The 23,019-nt window shown below is 26.2% G+C and carries 22 protein-coding genes; 12 read left to right on the top strand and 10 right to left on the bottom strand.

Annotated elements, in window-relative coordinates; all coding sequences use genetic code 11:
• Positions 1 to 165: 165 nt before the first annotated feature.
• The gene (locus HCG76_RS09480; protein ID WP_221700103.1) at positions 166 to 792 is read right to left on the bottom strand and encodes a 3'-5' exonuclease; all 627 of its coding nucleotides are present in this window, start codon (positions 790 to 792) and stop codon (positions 166 to 168) included.
• A 116-nt stretch (positions 793 to 908) separates the two neighbouring features.
• Complete coding sequence (gene rocF, locus HCG76_RS09475) at positions 909 to 1,808, bottom strand: arginase (RefSeq protein ID WP_221700102.1); 900 nt, start codon at positions 1,806 to 1,808, stop codon at positions 909 to 911.
• Positions 1,809 to 2,253: 445 nt separating this feature from the next.
• Between rocF and HCG76_RS09470 the strand changes: the two genes are divergently transcribed.
• Together HCG76_RS09470 and HCG76_RS09465 are read left to right on the top strand one after the other, a co-directional pair.
• Positions 2,254 to 3,669 carry an LCP family protein gene (locus tag HCG76_RS09470; RefSeq protein ID WP_221700101.1) on the top strand — a complete coding sequence of 472 codons (1,416 nt, stop codon included), beginning with the start codon at positions 2,254 to 2,256 and terminating at the stop codon, positions 3,667 to 3,669.
• 128 nt (positions 3,670 to 3,797) lie between these two features.
• Positions 3,798 to 4,475, top strand: coding sequence for a site-2 protease family protein (locus HCG76_RS09465; protein WP_221700100.1), 678 nt, complete (start codon positions 3,798 to 3,800; stop codon positions 4,473 to 4,475).
• Between the two features lie 14 nt (positions 4,476 to 4,489).
• Here the strand turns inward: HCG76_RS09465 and HCG76_RS09460 are convergent, their stop codons facing one another.
• The gene (locus HCG76_RS09460; protein ID WP_221700099.1) at positions 4,490 to 6,007 is read right to left on the bottom strand and encodes a Ppx/GppA phosphatase family protein; all 1,518 of its coding nucleotides are present in this window, start codon (positions 6,005 to 6,007) and stop codon (positions 4,490 to 4,492) included.
• 138 nt (positions 6,008 to 6,145) lie between these two features.
• On the opposite strand from HCG76_RS09460, the gene argS reads away from it, so the two are divergent.
• Positions 6,146 to 7,837 (top strand): arginine--tRNA ligase, encoded by a 1,692-nt coding sequence (gene argS / locus HCG76_RS09455; protein ID WP_221700098.1) that lies wholly within the window; start codon positions 6,146 to 6,148, stop codon positions 7,835 to 7,837.
• Positions 7,838 to 7,960: 123 nt separating this feature from the next.
• Positions 7,961 to 9,061 carry an AI-2E family transporter gene (locus HCG76_RS09450; RefSeq protein ID WP_221700097.1) on the top strand — a complete coding sequence of 367 codons (1,101 nt, stop codon included), beginning with the start codon at positions 7,961 to 7,963 and terminating at the stop codon, positions 9,059 to 9,061.
• Between the two features lie 36 nt (positions 9,062 to 9,097).
• On the opposite strand, the gene HCG76_RS09445 is transcribed toward HCG76_RS09450, so the two are convergent.
• The 3 genes from HCG76_RS09445 to HCG76_RS09435 are packed head-to-tail and all read right to left on the bottom strand — an operon-like array spanning position 9,098 to position 11,261.
• Positions 9,098 to 9,229, bottom strand: a complete 132-nt coding sequence (locus HCG76_RS09445; RefSeq protein WP_221700096.1) for a FeoB-associated Cys-rich membrane protein — start codon at positions 9,227 to 9,229, stop codon at positions 9,098 to 9,100.
• 28 nt (positions 9,230 to 9,257) lie between these two features.
• A complete protein-coding gene (gene feoB, locus HCG76_RS09440) occupies positions 9,258 to 11,015 on the bottom strand; it encodes a ferrous iron transport protein B (RefSeq protein ID WP_221700095.1) in 1,758 nt (585 codons plus the stop codon).
• 24 nt (positions 11,016 to 11,039) lie between these two features.
• Positions 11,040 to 11,261: a FeoA family protein gene (locus HCG76_RS09435; RefSeq protein WP_195989178.1), complete on the bottom strand. Its 222-nt coding sequence runs from the start codon at positions 11,259 to 11,261 to the stop codon at positions 11,040 to 11,042.
• Positions 11,262 to 11,488: 227 nt separating this feature from the next.
• Here HCG76_RS09435 and HCG76_RS09430 point away from each other — a divergent pair, with 227 nt between their 5' ends.
• On the top strand, positions 11,489 to 12,286 hold the full coding sequence (locus HCG76_RS09430) for a ribonuclease H-like domain-containing protein (RefSeq protein ID WP_221700094.1): 798 nt from the start codon (positions 11,489 to 11,491) through the stop codon (positions 12,284 to 12,286).
• An 86-nt stretch (positions 12,287 to 12,372) separates the two neighbouring features.
• Here HCG76_RS09430 and HCG76_RS09425 read toward each other — a convergent pair whose 3' ends face one another.
• Entirely contained in the window at positions 12,373 to 13,248 is an 876-nt protein-coding gene (locus HCG76_RS09425) for a ComEC/Rec2 family competence protein (RefSeq protein ID WP_221700093.1), read from the bottom strand.
• Between the two features lie 181 nt (positions 13,249 to 13,429).
• On the opposite strand from HCG76_RS09425, the gene HCG76_RS09420 reads away from it, so the two are divergent.
• The gene (locus HCG76_RS09420; RefSeq protein ID WP_221700092.1) at positions 13,430 to 15,172 is read left to right on the top strand and encodes a phosphoenolpyruvate carboxykinase; all 1,743 of its coding nucleotides are present in this window, start codon (positions 13,430 to 13,432) and stop codon (positions 15,170 to 15,172) included.
• Between the two features lie 49 nt (positions 15,173 to 15,221).
• On the opposite strand, the gene HCG76_RS09415 is transcribed toward HCG76_RS09420, so the two are convergent.
• Together HCG76_RS09415 and HCG76_RS09410 are read right to left on the bottom strand one after the other, a co-directional pair.
• Positions 15,222 to 15,422, bottom strand: coding sequence for a DUF378 domain-containing protein (locus tag HCG76_RS09415; RefSeq protein ID WP_221700091.1), 201 nt, complete (start codon positions 15,420 to 15,422; stop codon positions 15,222 to 15,224).
• Positions 15,423 to 15,516: 94 nt separating this feature from the next.
• Positions 15,517 to 15,984 carry an Lrp/AsnC ligand binding domain-containing protein gene (locus HCG76_RS09410; protein ID WP_133014714.1) on the bottom strand — a complete coding sequence of 156 codons (468 nt, stop codon included), beginning with the start codon at positions 15,982 to 15,984 and terminating at the stop codon, positions 15,517 to 15,519.
• Positions 15,985 to 16,187: 203 nt separating this feature from the next.
• On the opposite strand from HCG76_RS09410, the gene HCG76_RS09405 reads away from it, so the two are divergent.
• Entirely contained in the window at positions 16,188 to 16,547 is a 360-nt protein-coding gene (locus HCG76_RS09405; protein WP_221700090.1) for a hypothetical protein, read from the top strand.
• Between the two features lie 163 nt (positions 16,548 to 16,710).
• Here the strand turns inward: HCG76_RS09405 and HCG76_RS09400 are convergent, their stop codons facing one another.
• The gene (locus tag HCG76_RS09400) at positions 16,711 to 17,763 is read right to left on the bottom strand and encodes a CehA/McbA family metallohydrolase (RefSeq protein WP_221700089.1); all 1,053 of its coding nucleotides are present in this window, start codon (positions 17,761 to 17,763) and stop codon (positions 16,711 to 16,713) included.
• Positions 17,764 to 17,899: 136 nt separating this feature from the next.
• Here HCG76_RS09400 and HCG76_RS09395 point away from each other — a divergent pair, with 136 nt between their 5' ends.
• The 5 genes from HCG76_RS09395 (at position 17,900) to HCG76_RS09375 (ending at position 22,994) form a co-directional block, all read left to right on the top strand.
• A complete protein-coding gene (locus HCG76_RS09395) occupies positions 17,900 to 18,403 on the top strand; it encodes a gamma carbonic anhydrase family protein (protein ID WP_221700106.1) in 504 nt (167 codons plus the stop codon).
• An 8-nt stretch (positions 18,404 to 18,411) separates the two neighbouring features.
• Positions 18,412 to 19,251 (top strand): CvfB family protein, encoded by an 840-nt coding sequence (locus tag HCG76_RS09390; protein WP_221700088.1) that lies wholly within the window; start codon positions 18,412 to 18,414, stop codon positions 19,249 to 19,251.
• 204 nt (positions 19,252 to 19,455) lie between these two features.
• Positions 19,456 to 20,811 carry a hypothetical protein gene (locus tag HCG76_RS09385; protein ID WP_221700087.1) on the top strand — a complete coding sequence of 452 codons (1,356 nt, stop codon included), beginning with the start codon at positions 19,456 to 19,458 and terminating at the stop codon, positions 20,809 to 20,811.
• Between the two features lie 67 nt (positions 20,812 to 20,878).
• Positions 20,879 to 21,562, top strand: coding sequence for a response regulator transcription factor (locus HCG76_RS09380; protein ID WP_221700086.1), 684 nt, complete (start codon positions 20,879 to 20,881; stop codon positions 21,560 to 21,562).
• Between the two features lie 4 nt (positions 21,563 to 21,566).
• A complete protein-coding gene (locus tag HCG76_RS09375; RefSeq protein WP_221700085.1) occupies positions 21,567 to 22,994 on the top strand; it encodes a sensor histidine kinase in 1,428 nt (475 codons plus the stop codon).
• Positions 22,995 to 23,019: the final 25 nt, after the last annotated feature.

The following is a 23,019-nucleotide window of genomic DNA, read 5'->3' as shown; positions in this document are numbered from 1 at the left end:
CACTTGAATATAGGAGTCATACCTTAGCATCATAATTTTTTATTATTTACCCTGTCTACTTGACGGGGGGCAGTTCATAGGAAAGTTTACTGCTATTTTTATATATAAGAGAAAAATAGCAAGTAATAACTAATAGATAAGTATTACTTGCTAATATAATTAAAATTAAAGTTGGCTTGAGAAAAAGCCAGGTTTTATTAATTTTTTCTTCATACCTTCAATAACTAAAAGATAAACAGCGGCGGTATCAAATCTAGCATCATGATAATTTCCACTACCTTGGAATAACTCATCAGCTTTTTTTGCAATTGATTCATCGGTAATTCCTAAATAATTAATTGTTTCAGAAAGTTTTGGGTTTTTAATTCCATTACCATTTGGAGAAGGAATTTTACATATATTTTTATAATAAGCCATAGTACAAAATGTTCTTTTAGGTTCCCAAGTTGAATCTATCATTCCAGCTTCGTATAAGGAATTAACTTCATGTTTTAAAAATTTAACATCAAATTGAACATTGTGCCCAATAACGAAATCAGCATCAAAAAAATCACTCATAAAATCTTGAATTTGCTCTAAAAATTCTAATCCATCAGATAATTCATATAGTTTTTCTAGTGAAAAGCCATGAACTTCTTGTGCAGCAGGATCCATTTCATCAACAGTAAAGAAAAAGTTTTTTCCTATAGTTGTTTGTGGTTTAGTAGATGTATCTACTGTTATATAACTTAACTGACATATATGTCCAGGTCTTACACTAGTTGTTTCAGTATCGAAAAATAATAATTTCATCTTTTCCTCCAAAAATTTTACTTATTCATTTTATAATATCATAACTTATCTTAATAAACAAATTAATAATAAAAAACACTTTTATATTAATTTATATTAATATAAAAGTGTTTTTTTTACTTTAATGTTTTAGATATAAGCTTTAATAATTCTATACAGGTTTCTTTAGTTTTATTATTTTTATCTAAAGCAGGATTATACTCTACAAAATCTATAGATTTTACCAAGCTTGTACCTAAAACAGATACTAATAATTCTTTACTTTGAATAAAAGACAATCCGTTGTGAACTGGAGTACCAGTACCAGGAACATATTCTGGATCTAAACAATCTATATCATAAGAAAGATGAATGTTTTTTATATTTTTTTGTTTTATTAATGATAATAATTCATTAATAACTACTTCTGTACCTTTATCATTTATATCTTTATTTGTCCAAACATTCATATTTAATTCATCTATTAAAGCTACTTCACCATCATCTAAATCACGACAAGCTAGAATAAAAACATTTTCGGGTTTTACTTTAAAGCTATCGAAGAAAATAGATGTTAACTTTTTATATCCTATACCCATTGATGCAGCTAATGGCATTCCATGAATATTTCCAGATGGTGAGGTTTCATGAGTATTTATATCTCCGTGAGCATCAATCCAAATTACAGCTAAGTCATTTCCTAAAAATTTACTAGCACCAGCAATTGATCCTAAAGCTAAGGAATGATCACCACCAACAATAAAAGGCAAAGTGTTGTTTTCAAATGCACTTAAAACTTTAGCAGCTAGTCCATTATTTGCCGAAACAACTTGATCTAAATATTTTAGTTTTGAATTACCTAAAAATTTATCTTCAGCATTTACTTTTTCAACTTCAATATCTCCTAAATCATAAACAGTATGATTTTCTTCAAAAATATTTATAAGGTTGTTTTTTCTTAATTCTTCAGGTCCCTTTTCTACACCAGGTTTATCACAACCATAAAAAAGAGGCATTCCAATAATACTTATATTCATAAAAAGACCTCCATCAATCATCTAAATTTTGCACAATACTTATAATAATACTTTAAATAATATAAGTAAATATTAAATTCTCTTTTATTTATTAAAATATTAGTTTAAAATATAACTTTCTCTTTTTATAGTATATCCAAAATGTTATAAAAGATGTTTACAATTCAAAGATATAAAGTATAAAAATAAGTTAATTTGTTAAAAAAATAATAAAATGAGAAAAAAATATCTGTTTTATAATGGGAGATTTATAATAATTATATAAATTTTTAACAAATTACAAAAATATTCTTAAAAATTTAAAATTTCCTGTAAAATGTGGTATTATTATATTTGTTAATTTATAATTATAAAATTTAAATTACATAAACTATATTTGAAATAATAATGCATACATTTAACTTTTAATATTAAAAATTAATATTTTTGAAGGGATGGCACAGATATGAGTGAACCAAAAGGAAAAGGAAAAAAACGTTCTAATAAGAAAAGGTGGTCAACTAAGAAGAAGGTTATAATCTCTACACTTATTGTTTTTGCTTTATTAATATGTACTCTTGCATCAGGGTATATGTATATTAGAAGTAAAATATATTCAGGATTAAGTCCTTCTGAGACAATATCAGAAACTGAATATAAGGAAGTTGAAGGAATAACAAATGTTCTGTTGATAGGAACTGATGCAAGAACATTAGATGAAGCATCTAGAGCAGATTCTATTATTATTGCTACACTAGATAATAATAATAAACAAATAAGATTAACTTCATTATTTAGAGATACTTTAGTTAATATTCCAGGACATGGTGAAGGGAAATTAAATGCTGCATTAGCATATGGAGGACCAGATTTATTAATTCAAACTATAAAAGAGACATATGGAATTAGTCTTGATAAATATGTAATTATTAATTTCTGGGGATTTGAAGCAATTATTGACCAAATGGGTGGATTAGAATTAAATGTAGAAGACTATATGCTTGATGAATTAAACAAATATATAGGTGAATCTACAGGTGGAAATGATTGTCCAGTTACACAATCAGGATTACAAGTTTTAAATGGAAAACAAGCTTTATCTTATGCAAGAATAAGAAAAGGCGTTGGTGATGAATATGCTAGAACAGACAGACAAAGAGAAGTATTAATAAAGGTAGCTGAAAAGTTAAAAGAAACTAAACCAAGTAAGTATTTAGGAATAATGAATAGCATGCTTGAACATATAAAAACAAATATTGAGCCAATACAAGCTTTAAATATGGCATATACTATTTATAAATTCCCAAGTTTAGATATTGAACAACTTCAAATACCAATTCCAGAGTTGGCAGATGGAGGATTATATAAGAATTTAGGATGGGTATTCTTAATGGATAAAGAACAAAATGCCAAATTCTTAGAAAGATTTGTATATGAAGGTACAATTCCAAATCCAGATGAATATGATTATGCTTCATTTAAGCAAGCAATGTCTGATTATAAAGCAGAATCAGAAGAGTACAATGATAGGCATAATATTAATCCAGAAGATTATATAGATAATAGTGAGGATATTGTTACTCCACCATCTAATAATAATTCTGGAAATCAAAATAATGGTAATGGAAATGAAAATGGTTCAAATAACTCAGGTTCAATAAAACCAGAGCCAACACCAGAACCAACACCAACACCGACACCAACACCGACACCTGATCCAGAACCAACACCGGAACCAGAACCAACACCTGATCCAGAACCAACACCGGAGCCAGAACCAACACCAGAACCAGAACCAACACCTGATCCAGGGACAGAGGATGGATCTAATGGAGCGCCGGAAGGATCTTCAGGTAATAATGTAATAGTACCTGCAAATTAAACTTAAAAAGGATTATATGAATAGGGTGATTCATATCATCCTTTTTTTATGAATTTATTATTAATATGATAATATATACCATAATATATGGTATAATAATTAAAAGAATAGAGGAAGGGAGTGAAATAATGAGCTCATTTAAATTACAATTACTAGGATATATTTTGAAAATTCCAGCTATTTTAATAGCATTTACAGCACAAGGATACGCTAAGGCTTTAGTTGCGGATAAATTAGGAGATAAAACTCCAAGATTTCAAGGGAGATTAACTTTAAATCCAGCTGAACATGTTGATTTAATTGGATTTTTAATGATTTTAATAGCGGGATTTGGATGGACTAAACCATTAAATACTAATCCAAGTGCATATAAAAGAGGATATAAGGATGCAATAAAGGTTTCTGTTGCAGCACCATTAGCTAATTTATTAGTTGGTTTTTTAGGAACAATACTATATGTAGCTACATATAAATTCTTACCTAACATTTTACCAGATACAATATTCTTACCTAACATTTTACCAGATACAATATTCTTCATCTTAATTAATATGATAAGACTTATTGCTACGGTAAATATAAGCTTATTTGTATTTAACTTATTACCTATACCAGGTTTAGCTGGTTTTGAAATATTTAGAGATTTATGGCCAAAAACATTTTATAAAGTTTCAGATAAGATATATCAATATCAATTTTTAATACTTATTGCAATTATATTTATTGGAGGAAGTATTTTATCAATACCAGTAAACTTTATTTATAATGCTTTTATGACGTTGGCAAGATTAATATTTGGAATATAATAAAAGGGTGGCAATTAATTTTGCCACCTTTCCTTTTCTATAAATAAATCTCTATGATATATTTCTTTGAAGAAATCTTTTCCACGCATCGCTTGATGTATTTCTACATCTAAATTGCTTGGAGATGAAACCGTAATAACAACTTTTTCATCATCAAAATAGACTCTTAATTTCTTTACAACACCTACAAGACTTCTATCTAAACCTTCAGCTATTTTTACAAGAGCACCAATTTTATTAATTATATCAATATCTAACTTGTTTATTAAATAAGAAAATTGAGCTAAAGGTAAATGATAATTATTAAATCTATGAGAAGCAGCAATTGCAGCACTCATTAGATGTTCCTTATGTGTAAGCTCATTAATAAATGAGTTTAAGATAATATATAATGAATGTTTATGATGATTTTGATAATTAATACTAATTCCGCAATCATGAAGCATAGCTCCAGTTTTTAATATATTTAAGTATTTATCTTCTAATCTATGAAGTGGTTTTAACTTATCAAATAAAATAGAAGATAAGAAGTATACATGTTGTGCATGAGGTATATTGGAATTTAAAGAATTTAATATACCATAAATACTGTAATCTAAATTGTTCTCTATTACATCATAATTTTTATAAAGATAATCATAAAGAAGACCCTCTCTAATTGAGTTATTAGATACCCTTATGCTATCAGGAGAGGCTATTTTAATTATCTCATTAAATATAAGTAAGCAGCTAAATATGCTATCTACCATATCTAAATCCATTCCTTCAACTTTACGTCTAAGCTTTAAATCCTTACATTTTATAACGTTATAGATTTCATGAATTCCAACTGGGGATAATTCATAATTATTAATTAATTCAAGAGGATAATGCGTTTTAAATTTATCTATTTTAACAACTGTTTTAGCAAACTCACCTACAAGAATTATAGATTCAAATTCATTGTTTAACCAAGATATATCATTTAATTTATCTTTTAAAAAAGATATTGATTCATCTAAATTAGAATTTAATATTCTATCAGCAATATTGAAAGTATAAGCTAAATTTATTCCACCAAAGGGTAGAGATACCCAGTTAGCAATTTCTTTATTTTTCATAGATATTAAATTTGTTGATGTTCCTGTTATTTCAACTATAAGAGAATTAGTTGTATTTAAGCTTCTATTTACGCTTAATGCTGTAAATTTAATTTCTTCTTCCGGAGATAAAATTTTTAAATCTAAATTTAGATTTAGTTTTATCATAGATATTATAGACTCGCTATCTTTAATATCATTAAAAAAGCTAGTTGTAATTGTAAAAATTTCTTTTGTTCCTGAAGCTTCACAAAGGGATTTATAGGTTCTTAAAGTAGATAAGATATAATTAAGCTTTTCACTACATAAGACACATTCTTTTGATAATTCATAACAAACTTTAAAAGGAGTTTTAAGTTCATCTATAACCTTAAAATATCCAATATCTTCGACTTCTGCTAACATTAATCTAATTTTACTAGAACCTATATGAATTATACCAACTCTAATCATATAAACACCATTCCTATCATTAATACTTAATATAATTATTATGATATATAAAAGTAGCAGAAAAATAAAGGTTTGTTGACAAAAAATATTTTTTTTACTTATAATTTATTAAATAATAATATAAAGATGAGGGAAATAATGAATTATAAAAGCAAGGTTGCAGCAGCTATAAAGAGCCAAGTTGATATAGAGTTAGAAACTATAGAAAAATTAATAGAAATCCCACCAAGTTCAGAAATGGGAGATTATACATTCCCATGTTTTGAAGTAGCTAAGACTGTTAGAAAAGATCCTAATATAATGGCAAAGGATTTACAAGAGAATATAAAAAGCGATGTATTTGAAAAAATAGAAAATATAGGACCATATTTAAATTTCTTTATTAATAGAGAGCTATTTATAAAAAATACTTTAGAAGAAATAATATTTAAAGGAGATAATTATGGGAAATCTGATATTGGAGCAGGAAAAACAATATGTATCGAATATTTATCACCTAATATATGTAAAGAATTTGAAGTGGAGAATTTATGCCATGCTATACTAGCAACCTGCCTTTCTAGATTGTTTGAAAAGGAAGGATATAATGTTAAAGTGATAAATCATATAAGAGATTGGGAACAACAATTTGGTAAGCTAATATATGCATATAAAAGATGGGGAGATGAAGAAGCTCTAGAAAAGAATGTGGTGGGAGAAGTATCAAGGATATATAATAAGTTTAAAGAAGAGGCGGAAAAAGATATATTAATTAATATTCAAGGGAAAAAACATTTTAAAGCATTAGAAGAAGGTAATATAAAAGCTATAAACATATGGAATAGATTTAAATATTTAAGCTTAAAAGAGTTTAAGGAAGTGCATAATGTTTTTAACATAAGAACTGATTTAAATTTAGAAGAGTCTTTTTATAATAATAAGATTAAATTTGAAATCAATAAATTAGAAGAAAAGAATCTAGTAGATGATATTGATGGGGTAAAGGTAATAAAGCTTGATAAGTATAATATGCCTCCAGCAATTATTCTAAGATCTGATGATATAGAAATAGATATAATAAGAGATTTAACAGTAGCTATTTATAGAAAAGAGGAAGATGATTTCTATAAATCTATATATGTTGGAGGAATAAATAAATCATCATATTTTAAGCAACTATTTAAGGTGTTGGAATTATCAGGTTATGAGTGGAAAAATGATTGTCTATATGTAGGTGTTGGATTAGTTAAATTTACAGATGGAAGTGTATTGATAAGAAAAGATAAAAGTAGTATTTTGGAGAAGCTTATACAACAAGTTAGTTCTGTAATTTGGGAGGTTATAAATGAAAAAAATCCAAAATTACAAAATAAGAAAGAAATTATTAAAAAGCTAGCTATAGGAGAAGTAATATTTACTATTTTAAATAATTCCAGAGAAAAAAATATTGTATTTGATTTTAATAAAAACCTTTTAATTGAAAGTGAAAGAATTTTCTATGTTCAAAAAATATATAGTGGTGCAAAATTGATATTATCCAGTAATATAGAGATAAGTAAAAATCCTGATTTTAATAAATTAAATTCTCAAGATGAATTTGAATTAGTTAAGAGATTGAAAAACTTTAATTCTATAATTCATATAGCTGTAGAGACAATAGATCCATCTATAATAATAAAATATGTAATTGAAGTTGCAAAAGCTTTAAATAAATTTTATAGTTCAAATTTAATATTAAGCTTAGAGGATAAGGAGATAATGAAAGCAAGATTAGTTTTAGTTGAGGCTACTTGCAAAGTTATTAAGAATGCTTTAGATTTAATAGGTATTGAAGTGGTAGAAAACATATAATACTTAATAACTAATTATAGAATAAGTGGTTTTTATTAAAATATGATGAAATCTTAATATATAATTTACAGTATTTTTGCTATAATTAAGATAGCATGTGGCAAAAAATGGGGTGGAAAGCGTTTGTTTTTAAAGAATAATAAATATAGAGGATTAATAATAGCTGTATTAATTACTATTATAGTAGCATTATTAGCATTTAAGTTAATAGATAATATTGATTTATTTATTAATGTAATCAAAAAATTTATTTCATTATCTATGGCATTTATTTATGGAATAGTGATTGCGTATATTTTAACTCCCATTGTAAATATGTTTGAGTTAAAAGCAAAGCTAAATAGGGGAGTAGCTATAGCTTTAACTTATGCTATTTTAATTGGTGGAATAACTATATGTGGATTATATGGAATACCTGGTTTAATAGAAAATATAAAAGAAATAGGAAGTGATATTCCTAATTACATAAATTCTGTTGAGGGTTTTGTTAATGATGTACTAGACCAAGAAGAATTAAGTAGTTTTATAAAAACAACTGGTATTAAAGTTAATGTTGATACGTATATAGATAAAGCAGGAAATATAGTTATGTCGGCTTTAGAAGGTTCAGTAATGAAGATGGTAAGTTTATCATCAATAATTTTAAAGTTTATTATTGGTTTATTAGTGGCTATATATATTCTTATGGATAGGGAACGATTGTTGTGTGAATGTAAAAGGCTGATGTATCTAGTTTTAAAAGAAGAAAAAAGTAATAAGATAATTGAATTTGTTAAGATTTATAATTCTATGATAGTAACTTATATAGGAATAAAGGCAATTGATTCTATGATAATAGGAGTACTAGCTTTTATATTATTAAATATAGTACAATCTGAATATGCAATATTACTAGCCATATTAGTAGGAATAACTAATATGATACCTTATTTTGGACCATTTATAGGTGAAATTATAGGGTTGTTAATAAATATATTTGTATCACCTATGAAAGGGATAATTGTATTTTTAACATTATTTTCATTACAGATGTTTGATGGATGGTATTTAGATCCTAAGCTTATAGGAAATAAAGTTGGGGTAAGACCATTTTGGATTATATATGCAGTTGTTATAGGAGGAGGCTTTTTTGGACCTATAGGAATGTTATTAGCATCACCAACAGCAGCAACAATTAAAATATACTACAAAAAACTTTTAGTGAAAAATAAGGTTATAATTTAATTAATCAAAAAATAAGAACTGCAAAATTTGCAGTTCTTATTTTTTGTACTTCGAGCAGTGTGATGAACAACCAGAGCAGTTGCAGCCACCTTTTGAAGATTTTTTTATGTTTTTAAATAATATATATCCAGCAGCAATAACTAGTAAAGCTGTAATAAAAATTTCCAAATAAATTCACCTTCTTTATAAAAAAGTTCTAAATAAATAATGAACCTATGTTAAATACTAAGAATGAAACTATCCAAGCTAAAACTAGCTGATAGGTTACAGAGAATAAAGTTAATTTTGATCCAAATTCCTTCTTCATAGTACCAACAACTGTGATACAAGGTGTATAAAGTAAAATAAATACTAAGAATGATAATGCTGATAGTGCAGTGAAATGAAGAGGAAGCATTGTTTGTAAATCCCCAGCAAATATTACACTCATTGAAGAAACAACAGTTTCTTTAGCAATTAACCCAGTTAATAATGATACTGAAGATTGCCAATTTCCAAAACCTAAAGGCTTAAAGATTGGAGCAATAAAGCCACCTATAGAAGCTAGTATACTATTATTAACATCTGTCATTCCAGAAAAGTTAAAGTTTGATAAGAACCATAAAATTATACTCATTGCAAAAATTAATGTACCGGCTTTTACTAAAAATCCTTTTGTTTTTTCATATAACTGATTTAAAAGATTTTTTAGTGAAGGCAACTTATATTCAGGTAATTCTATAAGTAAAGGTTCTTCTTCATTTTTAAATATTGTATGTTTAAAAATTACACCTAATATAAAAGCTAGTATTATACCTAAGAAGTAAAGTGAAGCAACAACTAACCCAATACTATTAGGGAAAAATACAGCAGCAAATATACTATAAACAGGCAATCTAGCATTACAACTCATTAAAGGAACTAATAAAGCAGTAAGCTTTCTATCCTTTTCACTTTCTAAAGTTCTAGCTGTCATAATTGCAGGTGCAGAACAACCGAAACCAACAATCATAGGAATGAAAGCCTTCCCTGATAAGCCCATCTTTCTCATAATTTTATCCATTATAAAAGCAACTCTTGCCATGTAACCACTATCTTCTAAAATAGTTATACATGCGAAAAGTGATAAAATTATAGGTAATAATACTAATATTCCACCAACTCCACCGATAATACCATCTATAATCAGTGATTGGAACCAAGGTGCAGTTCCGTGTAGTAAATTTTCGATTATAGGTACTAGTGAGTCATTTAATAATGAATCTAATAAATCAGAAAGTGGTTGTCCTATCCAAGCAAATGTTACTTGGAATGTTAAAGCCATAATTGCAAAGAAAATAGGATAAGCAAGCCATGGATTTAGCATTATATTATCTAATTTTTCTTTTGCAGTCTTTTTAGAGTTATTATTTTTTATAGTACACTTATTTAATAGGTTTTCTATGTAAGCATAAGTTTCCTTTTCACAAGAAAAATTATAATCATTATTATCAATTTTATTAATATCAATATTTTTTAAAGCGTTTTTTATGTCATCTATACCTTGTTCTTTAGAAGCTTGTATAGGAACAACAGTAACGTTTAAAAGTTTTTCTAACTCTTTATAATTAATATTTATACCCTTTTTTTCAGCTACATCTATCATATTAACAGCTAAAATAATAGGTTTATTAAATTGTTTCAGTTGCATAGTTAAATATAAATTTCTATCAATGTTAGAAGCGTCTATAATATTTAAAATTAAATCTACTTGTCCATTTTTTAAAAACTCTTTTGAAACTTTTTCTTCATTTGAGAAAGTATCCATAGCATATATACCAGGTAAATCTACTATTTTAAAGTCATCAAAAAATCCTTCCTTTTTATCGACAGTTACTCCTGCCCAGTTACCAACTCTCTGATTAGAACCAGTTAAACTATTAAATAATGTAGTTTTTCCAACATTGGGATTACCAAGTAAAGCTACATTTTTCATGTTGTCATCCCCTTATTTTTATAATTAAGCTGTTAAAATAATATTTTTAGCATCTTTTTTACGTATAGCTAAATCAAAGCCTCTTAAGTTAACTACTAAAGGATCACCTAAAGGAGCAACTCTTTTTAATTCTATTTCAGTTCCTTGAATAAGACCTAAAGCATAAAGTCTTTTAGTAAGTTTGTTATTTCCATTTATTTCATAAATCTTAGCTTTTTCACCAAGTTTTAAATCGCAAATACACATCAATATCACCTCTAATTGAAAATCATTATCAAATTTTTCATACATACATAATACCAAAAAAGTAGGGCTTGGTCAATAGAGGCATCATATTAAAAACAGATTCGTTACATATTTCAAAACTAAGAAATATAAATGGTATTCACTATATTGATAACATGATATAATAAAAAGATATAGATATAATAATTTTAACACAGGAGATAAATAATGTAAGAAAGAGTGATAGTGTGATTATTCGAGAAAATCTTGTTGATGTGGAAGAATATAATATTGAAAGAATTTTAGAAGGTAAGGAGGTGCTATGTAAGCCAGAAGAAATTATATTTTTTGATTTAGAGCATTATGTTTATAAAAAACCTAAATGTATAGGGGTATTTGGTGCCTGTATATATAATAATATTGATAAAAAGATACATGTAACTCAATATATGATAGAAAATAAAAGTGAAGTAGTTGAGATACTTATACTTGCAAAAAAATATTTTATGAAGATGAAGAAAATGGGGAAAAAAGTTATAGTTACTTTTTCTGGGAATAATGATTTTACCGTAATAAAATATTTATTCAATAAATATAATATTTATTTTGATTTTGATAAAGAGTTTAAATCTTTAGATATACAAAAAGAATATGAGAGAAATATGAATACATCTATAGGTCTTAAAAATTTAGAAAAGGTTTTTAATATATATAGAGAAGGTGATGTTATTAGTGGCTCTAATTTAGCTAAAACATTTCATAAAGTATTAAAAGATAAAGAGTATATTGAAAGAATGCCAAAAGAAAAAATAGAAACTATATTATTATATAATGAACAAGACGTTGTAAATTTATATAAGATTTTTATTACTTGGAAAGAGTATATACAAAGTCAAGATGAAGAAAAAATAGAAGATAACAAAGAAGAAAATATAGAAAACATTGACGAAGAATCAAATATTGATAAAGAGATAGATGATAATAAAGAAGAAGTAGAAGAAGTAGTAAGTGAAATAGAAAAGACAGAAGATTATATTGTAGATTAAATTACAAATTTACATTGTTTTAAGGATAATATCCTTAAATGATAGATGCGCCTAAATATTTAGGCGCATCTATCATTTATAGGACTTTATTTAATATTATATATTTTTATATTACTCCCATCAGAAATAGCAATTATTGAACCATTAATATCTGTTCTAATAGTTTTAATGTTTAAAGAGTTAAGAAGTGATATTATTTCAGGAGTAGGATGACCATAAGGGTTATTTTTACCTACTGATATAATAGCAACAGAAGGATTTACTGCAGTAATAAAATCAGGGGATGTAGAAGTAGAAGAACCATGATGACCTATCTTTAAAATATCACATTTTAAGTTCTCATTTTGAGATAATACAGTGTTTTCTGTTGATATTTCGGCATCTCCTGTAAATAGAAATGAATTATTTAAAAAGGTAATTTTTATAATAGGAGAATAATCATTTAAATTATCACTATATAGATTTTCTAATGGTGAATACACAGATACTGAAGTGTTTTCTCCAAGATTTATCCCAGTTACACCCCTATTTAAAATATTTATTTTAAGATTTTTATCAACTAAAGAACTAATCATATTTTCAAAAGTAGTTGAAGAGTGAGTAACTTTGGGAGAATAAAAACTTCCTATATTATACCGTCTTATAATGGTGTCCATATTACCAATATGATCTTCATGGGGATGTGTTGCGATTATATAATCTAATTTTTTTATATTTAAGTTTTCTAAATAATCTAATAAGCTTTTCCTATTACTAGATGGACCAGAATCAATAAGTAAATTTTTATTATTAACTTGAATTAAAATACAATCTCCTTGACCAACATCTATATAATGAATAGTCATTTGATTTTTATAATTACTAGTATCATTTGTTTGATAAAGAAATAAAGAAAGAATAATTATAAAAAGAGGAAGAATCAATTTAAATAATTTATAATTACTATATTTTGAAAATTTCATAAGTAAAAACTCCTAAGTGAAAAAATATGGATCCTTTTAATTATTGACCAATATTAATGTTATAAATCTTTAGTTTATAAATATTTAACAAGCAAGTTGAATGAAATATATGGAATTATATGATATAATTGTATAATATACCGTGAATCGTGAGAGAAAATAAAATGTTAGGAGGAGAAAGATGAAGAAGGAATTTTCAATAAGCAACGATAAAGTTTTGATGAACTTTTCAGCTAGATATTGTACTAATTTTGAAGGCTTATTAGAGAGTGAGGGGTTTAGGAGAGTTTTAAGTGTCTATTTAAAGAAGTCAGAAAAGAAAAGAACATTATCATATAGATACCTAATTAAAGCTTTAAATACTACTGATCTATCAAGTTTAAGAGAAGATATTACTAAAATTTTCAAATGGTTAACAATAATAGATGTAAAAGAAGTTGTTGAATTAAATCCGAAATATAGTGAGCTTTTAACTAATAGGGAAGAATTTATTAATGTAATAGAAGATTTTTATTTGTTCTGGAGAAGATTGGAAAGATATACAGTTATTCAAAATGATAAAGTTAGTCAAGGTTTAGCAGCTATGAATTTTACAGAAGCAAATTCAGCTTTTGAAAAATTGATTTTAAGATTTTATAGAAAAATTGAGCAGAATGTATTAGGAAGAAATCCACAAGTTTTTAGGCAGATAACTGCTGGTGGAAATTGTAGTATTATGATAAATAAACTACTATGGCCAATACCTAATGGATATGAGGCCTTAGAAGATATTAATTTTATAGACTGCATTTTATTAGAGCCACCGTTTATAACATATCCTAAAAAGAATACAAGAAATGGAATGTTTTCAGAGGTATATGATAATCCTTTAAAATATGCTCATATAAATAAGGAGCATTGGTTCTGTTATCCAGCTAAGGTTGGAGAATTAATAGCATATATATATTTCCATAGAGATTTTATGAATCATGGAATAACTTTATGTAATTTATTTGAAATGGCTAAACGAGAAGAATGTAGGGGAAGACGTCCTGATATTGTTTATGTTTTTGGAATAAATGATAGGGAAGAGTTAAAAACAGTTTTTTATGATGATGAAGAAAATGATATAATGCTTGGATATATAAATTATTCAGAAGAGATAGATTACTTTGGATATATGAAGAAGATGATATTAACATTGCATAATTTAATAATGATAAAAAGAGGATATTTACCTATACATGGTGCAATGGTTAATGTTCAAATGAAAAATGGTAAAGAAGCTAATGTAGTAATAATGGGAGATAGTGGTGCAGGAAAATCTGAAAGTTTAGAGGCATTTAGAACTTTAAGTGAAGAATATATAAGTAATATGAGCATTATTTTTGATGATATGGGAACTTTTAAGGAAATTAATGGTGAGATATATGGATATGGTACAGAGATAGGAGCATTTGTTAGGTTAGATGATTTAGCACAAGGATATGCATTTAGAGAAATAGATAGAAGTATATTTATGAACCCAGATAAAATTAATGCTAGATTAGTAATGCCTATAGCACCATATAGTGAAATAATTAAAGGATATAAAATAGATTTATTCCTATATGCTAATAATTTTACCGAAATAGGAGAAAATGATAAAGCTATAGAGTATTTCTCTAATTCAGAGGAAGCTATTAAATTATTTAAATCAGGACCAAGAATGGCAAAGGGAACTACAACTGAAGAAGGATTAGTTGAAAGTTATTTTGCAAATCCTTTTGGACCAGCACAAAAGCAAGAAGCTACTGATATATTAATAGATAAATATTTTAAAACTATGTTTGATACAAATGTAAAAGTAGGACAAATAAAAACTTGCCTTGGTGTTAAAGGAAGAGAACAAAAAGGCCCAAAGGAAGCTGCTATAGAGCTGTTTAATATTATTAAAGAATTATAGAAGCGAAAAAAGAGATTTGCTATTTATAAATAGCAAATCTCTTTTTTTGTTATTTTAGAAATTTATCTTTTGCAAAAAATGATATTGAGTATAAGCCAGCGATACCGATAATACCATAAACAATTCTAGCAAATGTACTCATATCTCCAAAGATTGAGGCAACAAGATCAAATTCAAAAAAACCTAATAATCCCCAATTTACGGCGCCAATTATAATAAGTATTAGTACTATTGTATCTATTACCTTCATAAAAAACAACTCCTTTGATTTTAATAACATAGTTATTTTTTCCAAAGGAGCAATTTATATTCATAGTTATAATATTTACTAATTTAACTAGTAATTAAATTGAAATATTTCTATCAATAGGTTGATTTAAAGATATAATAGTATCAGTTCTTTGAATTCCGGAAATAACATTTATTTTGTTTAATAGTATATCTTGAAGATCACTTATGTTTTTACAAATAACTTTAGCAAATACAGAATAGTCACCAGTAGTTAAGTGTAATTCAACAACTTCTTTAATTTTTGACATTTCTTCAAAAACCTCTGAAAAGGATGAAGTTTTATCAATATATATTCCTACGAAACAACAAACATCATAACCTAACTTAGGAAGGTTTAAAAGAATTTTAGTTCCTTTTATTATTCCAAGTTCCTCCATTTTTTTCATACGTACATGAATTGTACCACCACTAACATGGCAAAGTCTTGCAATTTCTAAATATGGAGTTCTGCAATCTTTAATTAATATATCTAAAATTTGAAGATCTAATTCATCAAGTTGATAGGCTTGGTTTAAACCCATAATAACACCCCTTTAATAAATTTATAATATCTTTAATATATTTTATCAAATTTTATATAAAAAATGAAGCATAAAATGAAAGTTATTATATGAAATAATAAAAAAATTAACAAATTATCAATAAATGGAAATAAAACTAGGTTGAAAATATGTTAAATTGACAGTAATATATATAGTAGAGAGTATAGGAAGGAGAACTATTAATGGGGAATTTTTTATTCACACTACTTTATTTTGTAGTTTTATTAGCTATAGTATTTGGAGTAATGATTTTAGGTAGAAAATATGTATTTTCAAAAGTAAGAATTAATAAGTATATACCATTAGGTATAGCTATAGCATTATTTATTTTACAGATATGTATGCCTATGATTTTAGGTGGAAATGTTATGTGGTGGCTATCTTTTGCATTAACTATATTAACAGTAACTTTCTTTTTATGGTTTATGGATATTCAAACAACTGGTGGACCTAAAAAGAAAGAAAAGAAAATCGAAATTAGACCTAAGGCTAAGCCAAATAGAGTCAAGCATTTAAATAATGCAGAAAATAATAAAAAATAAAGCGTTTAATTTGAACTGTTCTCTTTATAGAAAAAGTTTTAATTTTAAAATTATTTTCTATAAAGAGGATCTAAAAATTAAACGCTTTTAATTTTTAATGAATAATGAAACAACTTTATTCACTTAAAGTTGTATTCTTTATGTAACTTCAAGTGAATAGTTTTTAGGTATAATTATTCTTTAAATGAACAATAAAAATTGGTGAGCTAACTGCAGTTTTATTTTCATCTTGTAGTACTCTGATTACATACCAAGTTTCAGAGTTTAAACTTTGATGTTCATATATATATTTAATACTATTTAAATTAATGTCTTCAATTTTTTTTATTATTGTACCACCATTTGATATTATTTGAATTTCTTTTATTTTATATCTAATATCTTCAGTGAAAATAGAAAATTTTACTTTTGAAGAATAGATAGATAAGGTATCTCCCATAAAGGTTTCATCTATGGAAAAATGTAATTTTAAAAATCGTGATTCAGTTGAATAAGTTCTATGGCTTCTAAAAGCATCTATTAAAGAGTTTCTAGATAAATCATTTGCAATGTAGGCTGTTAAATTATCAGATTGATCAAAATTAATTCTATGATTATCCTGACCATTAACAGCACCTAGTTTCCAACCTTTATCTAATAATTGATAATAGTATTTTTCATGTTTAGTATATTTACTTGCAGGGTTACCATTATAAACCTCTATGGAGGTAATAATTTTGTTAAAAACTTCATTATATTGTATTTTTCCTATTTCTTTATGTGGGTGATTAATTATTATAAAAGCTTGACTATTATTAAGCATCCATAAAGTTAACAATCTTAAATCTTTTACAGTGCCAGTAAAAAAATTGCTAGGATTTATTACATTAAAATCACCAAAAGAAATAGTTCTACATTCAAAGCCTACAATTGGTAAAAAATCCTCTTCATTTTTTCGTATCTTATTAGAAAAATAATTTGTTGCTTCCCATTTTGTAAATGAACGTTCTTTAACGATAGTTTTATTTGCAAGAAAATCATTATGATCGGTTACGAATAGAAAATCTAGGCCACATTTTATAGCAAATTCATATAAATCTAAAGGAGTTCCCTTTCCAGTTGAATAGCTTGAATGACAATGTGGAATGCCATAATAATATTTTAATTTATTCTGATCAAAGATTATTTTGTTTTTATGTTTACTTTTACTTTTACTTTTACTTTTACTTTTACTCACAAATTCGCCTCTTAAAATTATTCACTATTAATATATAGTATTAAAGACATTAAAATAATGACAATAATTATAAAGGGTGATAAAATAAAGTGAAACTTTTATGGTAAAATAAAAAAAATAAGGGAGTTCTAATATGATGGTTATGGAATTTGAGGGAGTTACTCCAAAGATAGATGAAAATACATATATTTCAGAAAGTGTTGATATAATAGGAAAAGTTGAAATCTTAGAAAATGCAAACATATGGTTTGGAACTAGACTTAGGGGAGATATGAATAATATTGTTATTGGTAGAAATACTAATATTCAAGAAAATTCAGTTGTACATGTTGATAGTAAATCACCATGTATAATAGGTAATAATGTAACAATAGGTCATGGTGCAATAATACATGGATGCAATATTGCAGATAATGTACTTGTTGGAATGGGGTCAATAATATTAAATAATGCTAAAATTGGGAATAATACTATTATAGGAGCAGGAAGTTTAATTACTCAAGGAAAAGAATTTCCTGAGGGAGTTCTTATTTTAGGAAATCCAGCAAAGGTTGTAAGAAAACTAACACAAGCAGAAATTGAAAATATTCAGTGTTCTGCAGATAACTATGTTAGATTAAGTAAAAAATATAAAAAGTAGGAGGAAATATGTTAAGAATAGGAGAATACAATACGTTAGTAGTAGATAGAGAAAAGGATTTTGGGTTTTATCTAGTTGACAAACAAAGTAAGGAAGATGTACTGCTTCCAAAATCATTAGCAGAGGGAATGGGAGTAGAAGTTGGTAAGGAAATAGAAGTATTTATATATAGAGATTCTAAAGATAGACCAATAGCTACTTTTAAAAAGCCTTTAGCTACAGTAGGTGATGTAGCATACTTAAAGGTAGTTCATCAAGGAGAGTTTGGTGCATTTATAGATTTTGGATTAGATAGAGATATTTTTGTACCGTTAAAAGAACAAAGATATAAATTACATACAGGAAAGAAATATTTATTTTACATATATGTAGATAAAACAGGAAGATTAGCAGCAACTACTGAAGTTGAACCATATATAGAAATAGCTGAAGAAGGTACTTTTAAAGTTGGAGACGAAGTAACTGCAATGGTGTTTTCAAAGACTCCATCAGGAACTTTAAATGTTGCAATTGATGCTAAATACAGAGGGTTAGTATTACCTAATGAATATTATAATGAAGTTCATCCAGGATATGAAATGCAATTAAGAGTTAAGAGACTTTATGAAGATGGTGTAATAGGCTTAACTCCAAGAAAAACTAGATTAAGTGAAAGAGATGAGCTTCAAGATAGAATAGTAACTTATATGAGAAAAAATGGTGGATTTATGGAATTTAACGATAAGTCTAATCCAGAAGATATAAAAGCTGTTTTTGGAACTAGTAAAAATTACTTTAAGATGGCTTTAGGCGGACTTATGAAAGCTGGTAAAATTACTCAAGACAAAGAAGGAAGTAGATTTATCTAGTAACAAGTTTTAAGTGGCAAGTTAAGTTTAGAGTTTATTGAGAGCACTGTGGATACAGTGCTTTTTTTCATTGATAAAAATAAATATTTTTGCTAGGCAACAATTTGGCAATAAGTAAATTATATTATGAAATAAGTAGGGTGTATTATTGAATTAGAAAGATGAATTTATATTATATTTAATTAAGAAGGTAAGGGAGAGTATATGAGAAAGATTATATATTTTTTATTAATAGTTATATTTACTTTTGTTGGGTGTATAGAAAAGGATAAGACAATAGTAGTAGACGATAATGTGTTAATGGAAGAAATTAAGAATTCTAAAAAAATAACAAGTGAAGAGATAGAGATAGAAGTAGAAGAAGGCTTTAAATTCGAACCACGTTTTTTTTATGAAGATAGGATTTATGGTGTTTTACAATCTAAGGATATAGATACTGAAGAAAACTATAGTGTATATTACTCAAAAGAAGAGGGTTTGGTTAAAGTAAGGGAAATAGAAATGTGGGAGGCTTATAGCAATAGTGGAGAGAAAAATAGAAGAACTTTAACTAGAAATATTAAAGATTCTGGTTCATCATATATTATTAAAGATAGTGTAACTGAAGAGGTAAAGGAACTTCCAAAAGTAGAAATTGAGTTTTTAAGTAATCCAGAAGAAGTTAGAGTAACAGCAGATAAGGATGATTCTATTGGAGACGGGTATTATGCAGAGTATATTGATAGAAAATATTATGGTAATGAAAAAGCATGGAAAAGTGATCAATATTATTCGGTTGTAGGAAGTGATAATTATTTTTATAGAGTAGTAGCAAATTTTATTTATGATGAGAATGATGAAAATTTAGAGTTTTCTTATAGAAATTTATATGGAAAGTTTGATACAAGTAATTTTAAAAGTTATGCTACAGCAATGGTTTTATATGACTATGAAGAAGATAAAGCAATAACAGTAGAGGATAATTATAGCGGGAAATTTCCTTTGATTACAAAAGTAATGTATTCAAAAAATAATAATAAGTTTTATGCTTTTGGCGGAGAAAAGGAAAATGAAATTTATGAAATAGAAATACATGATGATAAATATAGTATAAATCATTTATATACAATTGATTTAGGAGAAAGAATGACTGAAACTTGGTTTAGTAAAGTACTAGGTAATAGTATTATATTAGGTACATTTATTACTGAAGAAATAGATACTAGTGAAATAGAGGATAAAAATAATTATTCAGTAGAGGTTATTCAGAAGGAAAAGAATACTATATTATTTGATATAGAAAGCAAAGAGATTAATGTTTTTAATGAAGATGAAGAGTTTAATTATATATCAAATACTAATTCAAATAAGTATTTAATACTTAAACAATGTAATGATAAAGGCATTATAACTAAGGTGCTTTTAGGAAAAATAAAAGATAATAAAATAGAATACGTATATGAATTTAAAAATTATCCGTGGATTGTTGTATTTGATGATGAAGAAAAAAGAATGCTTACTCAATATTTTGATGATAATGGGAAAGTGAAGCATGAATTATTTTATTTAGATATTGAATGATAAATTTATATGATAAAATTATTTTAAGAGAATAATTTTCGTTAGAGTGGGGGACTTAATTGGTTATATGGAGAAAAAGAGAATATTAGTAGTTGAAGATGAAATTTCAATAAATGATATATTAACATTCGCATTAAGAAAAGAAGGATATGAGGTCAGAGGGGTATATAAAGGACAAGATGCAATAAACATTATTGAAACATTTAAGCCAGATTTAGTTCTTTTAGATATTATGCTTCCAGATAAAGATGGATTTCAAGTATGTAGGGAAATTTGTGATAAAGCATTTGTAATAATGTTAACAGCGAGAAATGATGTTATAGATAAAATTCTTGGTATTGAGATAGGAGCGGATGATTATATTACAAAGCCTTTTGAAATTAGAGAAGTAACAGCAAGAATAAAAAGCATCTTTAGAAGAGTTAGCAAAAATAATAGTATTATGTCTAATATTACCCAGGAAATGTTAGATAAAGGATTATATATAAATTTAAATGATAGAAAAGTATATAAAGATGGAATTGAAATTGAATTAAAAAAGAAGGAGTTCGACTTACTAAGTTTTTTATATAGAAATAAAAATATAGTATTTTCAAGAGAAGAATTATTGGACAAGGTATGGGGAGATGAATATGATGGTGATTTAAGAACTGTTGATGTTCATATTAGAAGGGTAAGAGCTAAACTTGGTGAGGAGAAAAGCAGCACAGTACTAGAAACCGTATTTGGTGTTGGTTATGTAATGAGGTAATAAAATGCTTAATACTATTAGAGGAAAAGTTACATTATGGTCAATTCTTATAGTTGGAATATTAAATATTTTTCTTAGTATTTATATTTATATTATAATAAACAATAACTTAGAAAAATCTATACAGTCTAATATGGAAACTATAAGGTTTATGGCAAGAAACTTTTTTATGCTTCAAGGTGATACTAGTGGAAGTGAATTAGAGCTAGAAGAGGGAGCAAAGAATATTGTTGATGGATTATATAATATGTTTGGTGAATATATTGCAATAGCTTTAGATGATAGTAAAATTATAAAAAGCAGAGGAAATTTAATAAATGAAAAAAAGGTAAATTCAATTTTAGAGGAAAGTCAAAATAAAAAATCTTTGCTTATGATTGCAAAGATAGATAAATCTTATATTGCTACTTATAATTATCCAATATATATTGAAGAAAGTTATTATGGAAATATTATAGTTCAAAAGGATTATTTTAATGAATATAGTGAAAATATAAAAATATTAATAACTATTTTTGTTGGACAATTTGCTATTTTAATAATGCTTATAATTGCAATATGGGTTATTGTTAAAAAGTTTACTAATCCCTTAAATAAATTATCAGATGCAATTGAAACATTTGGAAAGGGAGAAGAGATAGAAGACTTTAAAATAGAAGGAAAAGATGAAGTTTCAATTTTAGCAACTAATTTTAATTTCATGAAAAATGAAATTAAGAATCAGATGGAAATTATAATAGAAGAAAGAAATAAAAGTAGAGAGTTCTTTAATAATGCTACTCATGAGCTTAAAACACCAATAACAGCTATAAGCGGTTATGCACAATTATTATATGGTGAAAATATTTTAGAAATGGATGAGGAATTTAGAAATAGAGCATTAGAAAGAATGCTTAAAGAAAGCAATAAATTAAATTCATTGGTGAAAAATATTCTTGAAATTTCTAGAGGAGAAGTAAAGAAAAGCTTAATTAAAGAAGAATTTGATTTAGCAGAGATAAGTAGTAAAAAAATAAGAGATATTAATGTTAGATTACTTAAGTCTAATATTAAGGTGAAAGATAATATACAAAGTGCAAAAGTAAAATGTAATAAAGAAGAAATTAATACTATATTAATTAATCTTTTAGATAATGCAATTAAATATAATGCTGGAGAATATATAAATATAGATGTATATTGTGAGGAAAATAGAAGTATTTTTAAAATTACAAATGAAATTTATAATATACCAGAAAAAATAAGGGGAAGCCTATTAGAGCCATTTGTTAAACATAGTGATGATAGTATATTAGAAAAGGAAGGTATAACTAGTTCGGGATTAGGACTTTATATATGCAATAAATTAGCAGAGGAGAATAGTTCTAAAATAGAATATAGGATAGAAGAAAATATTATAGAATTTAAGTTAATAATTCCTAAAATCAATTAAATTGGTTTTAGGAATTATTTTTATG

The organism is Clostridium sp. K13 (assembly GCF_019734195.1).
Classification (GTDB): domain Bacteria; phylum Bacillota; class Clostridia; order Clostridiales; family Clostridiaceae; genus Clostridium.
This window is presented reverse-complemented; position numbering and strand designations above follow the sequence as displayed.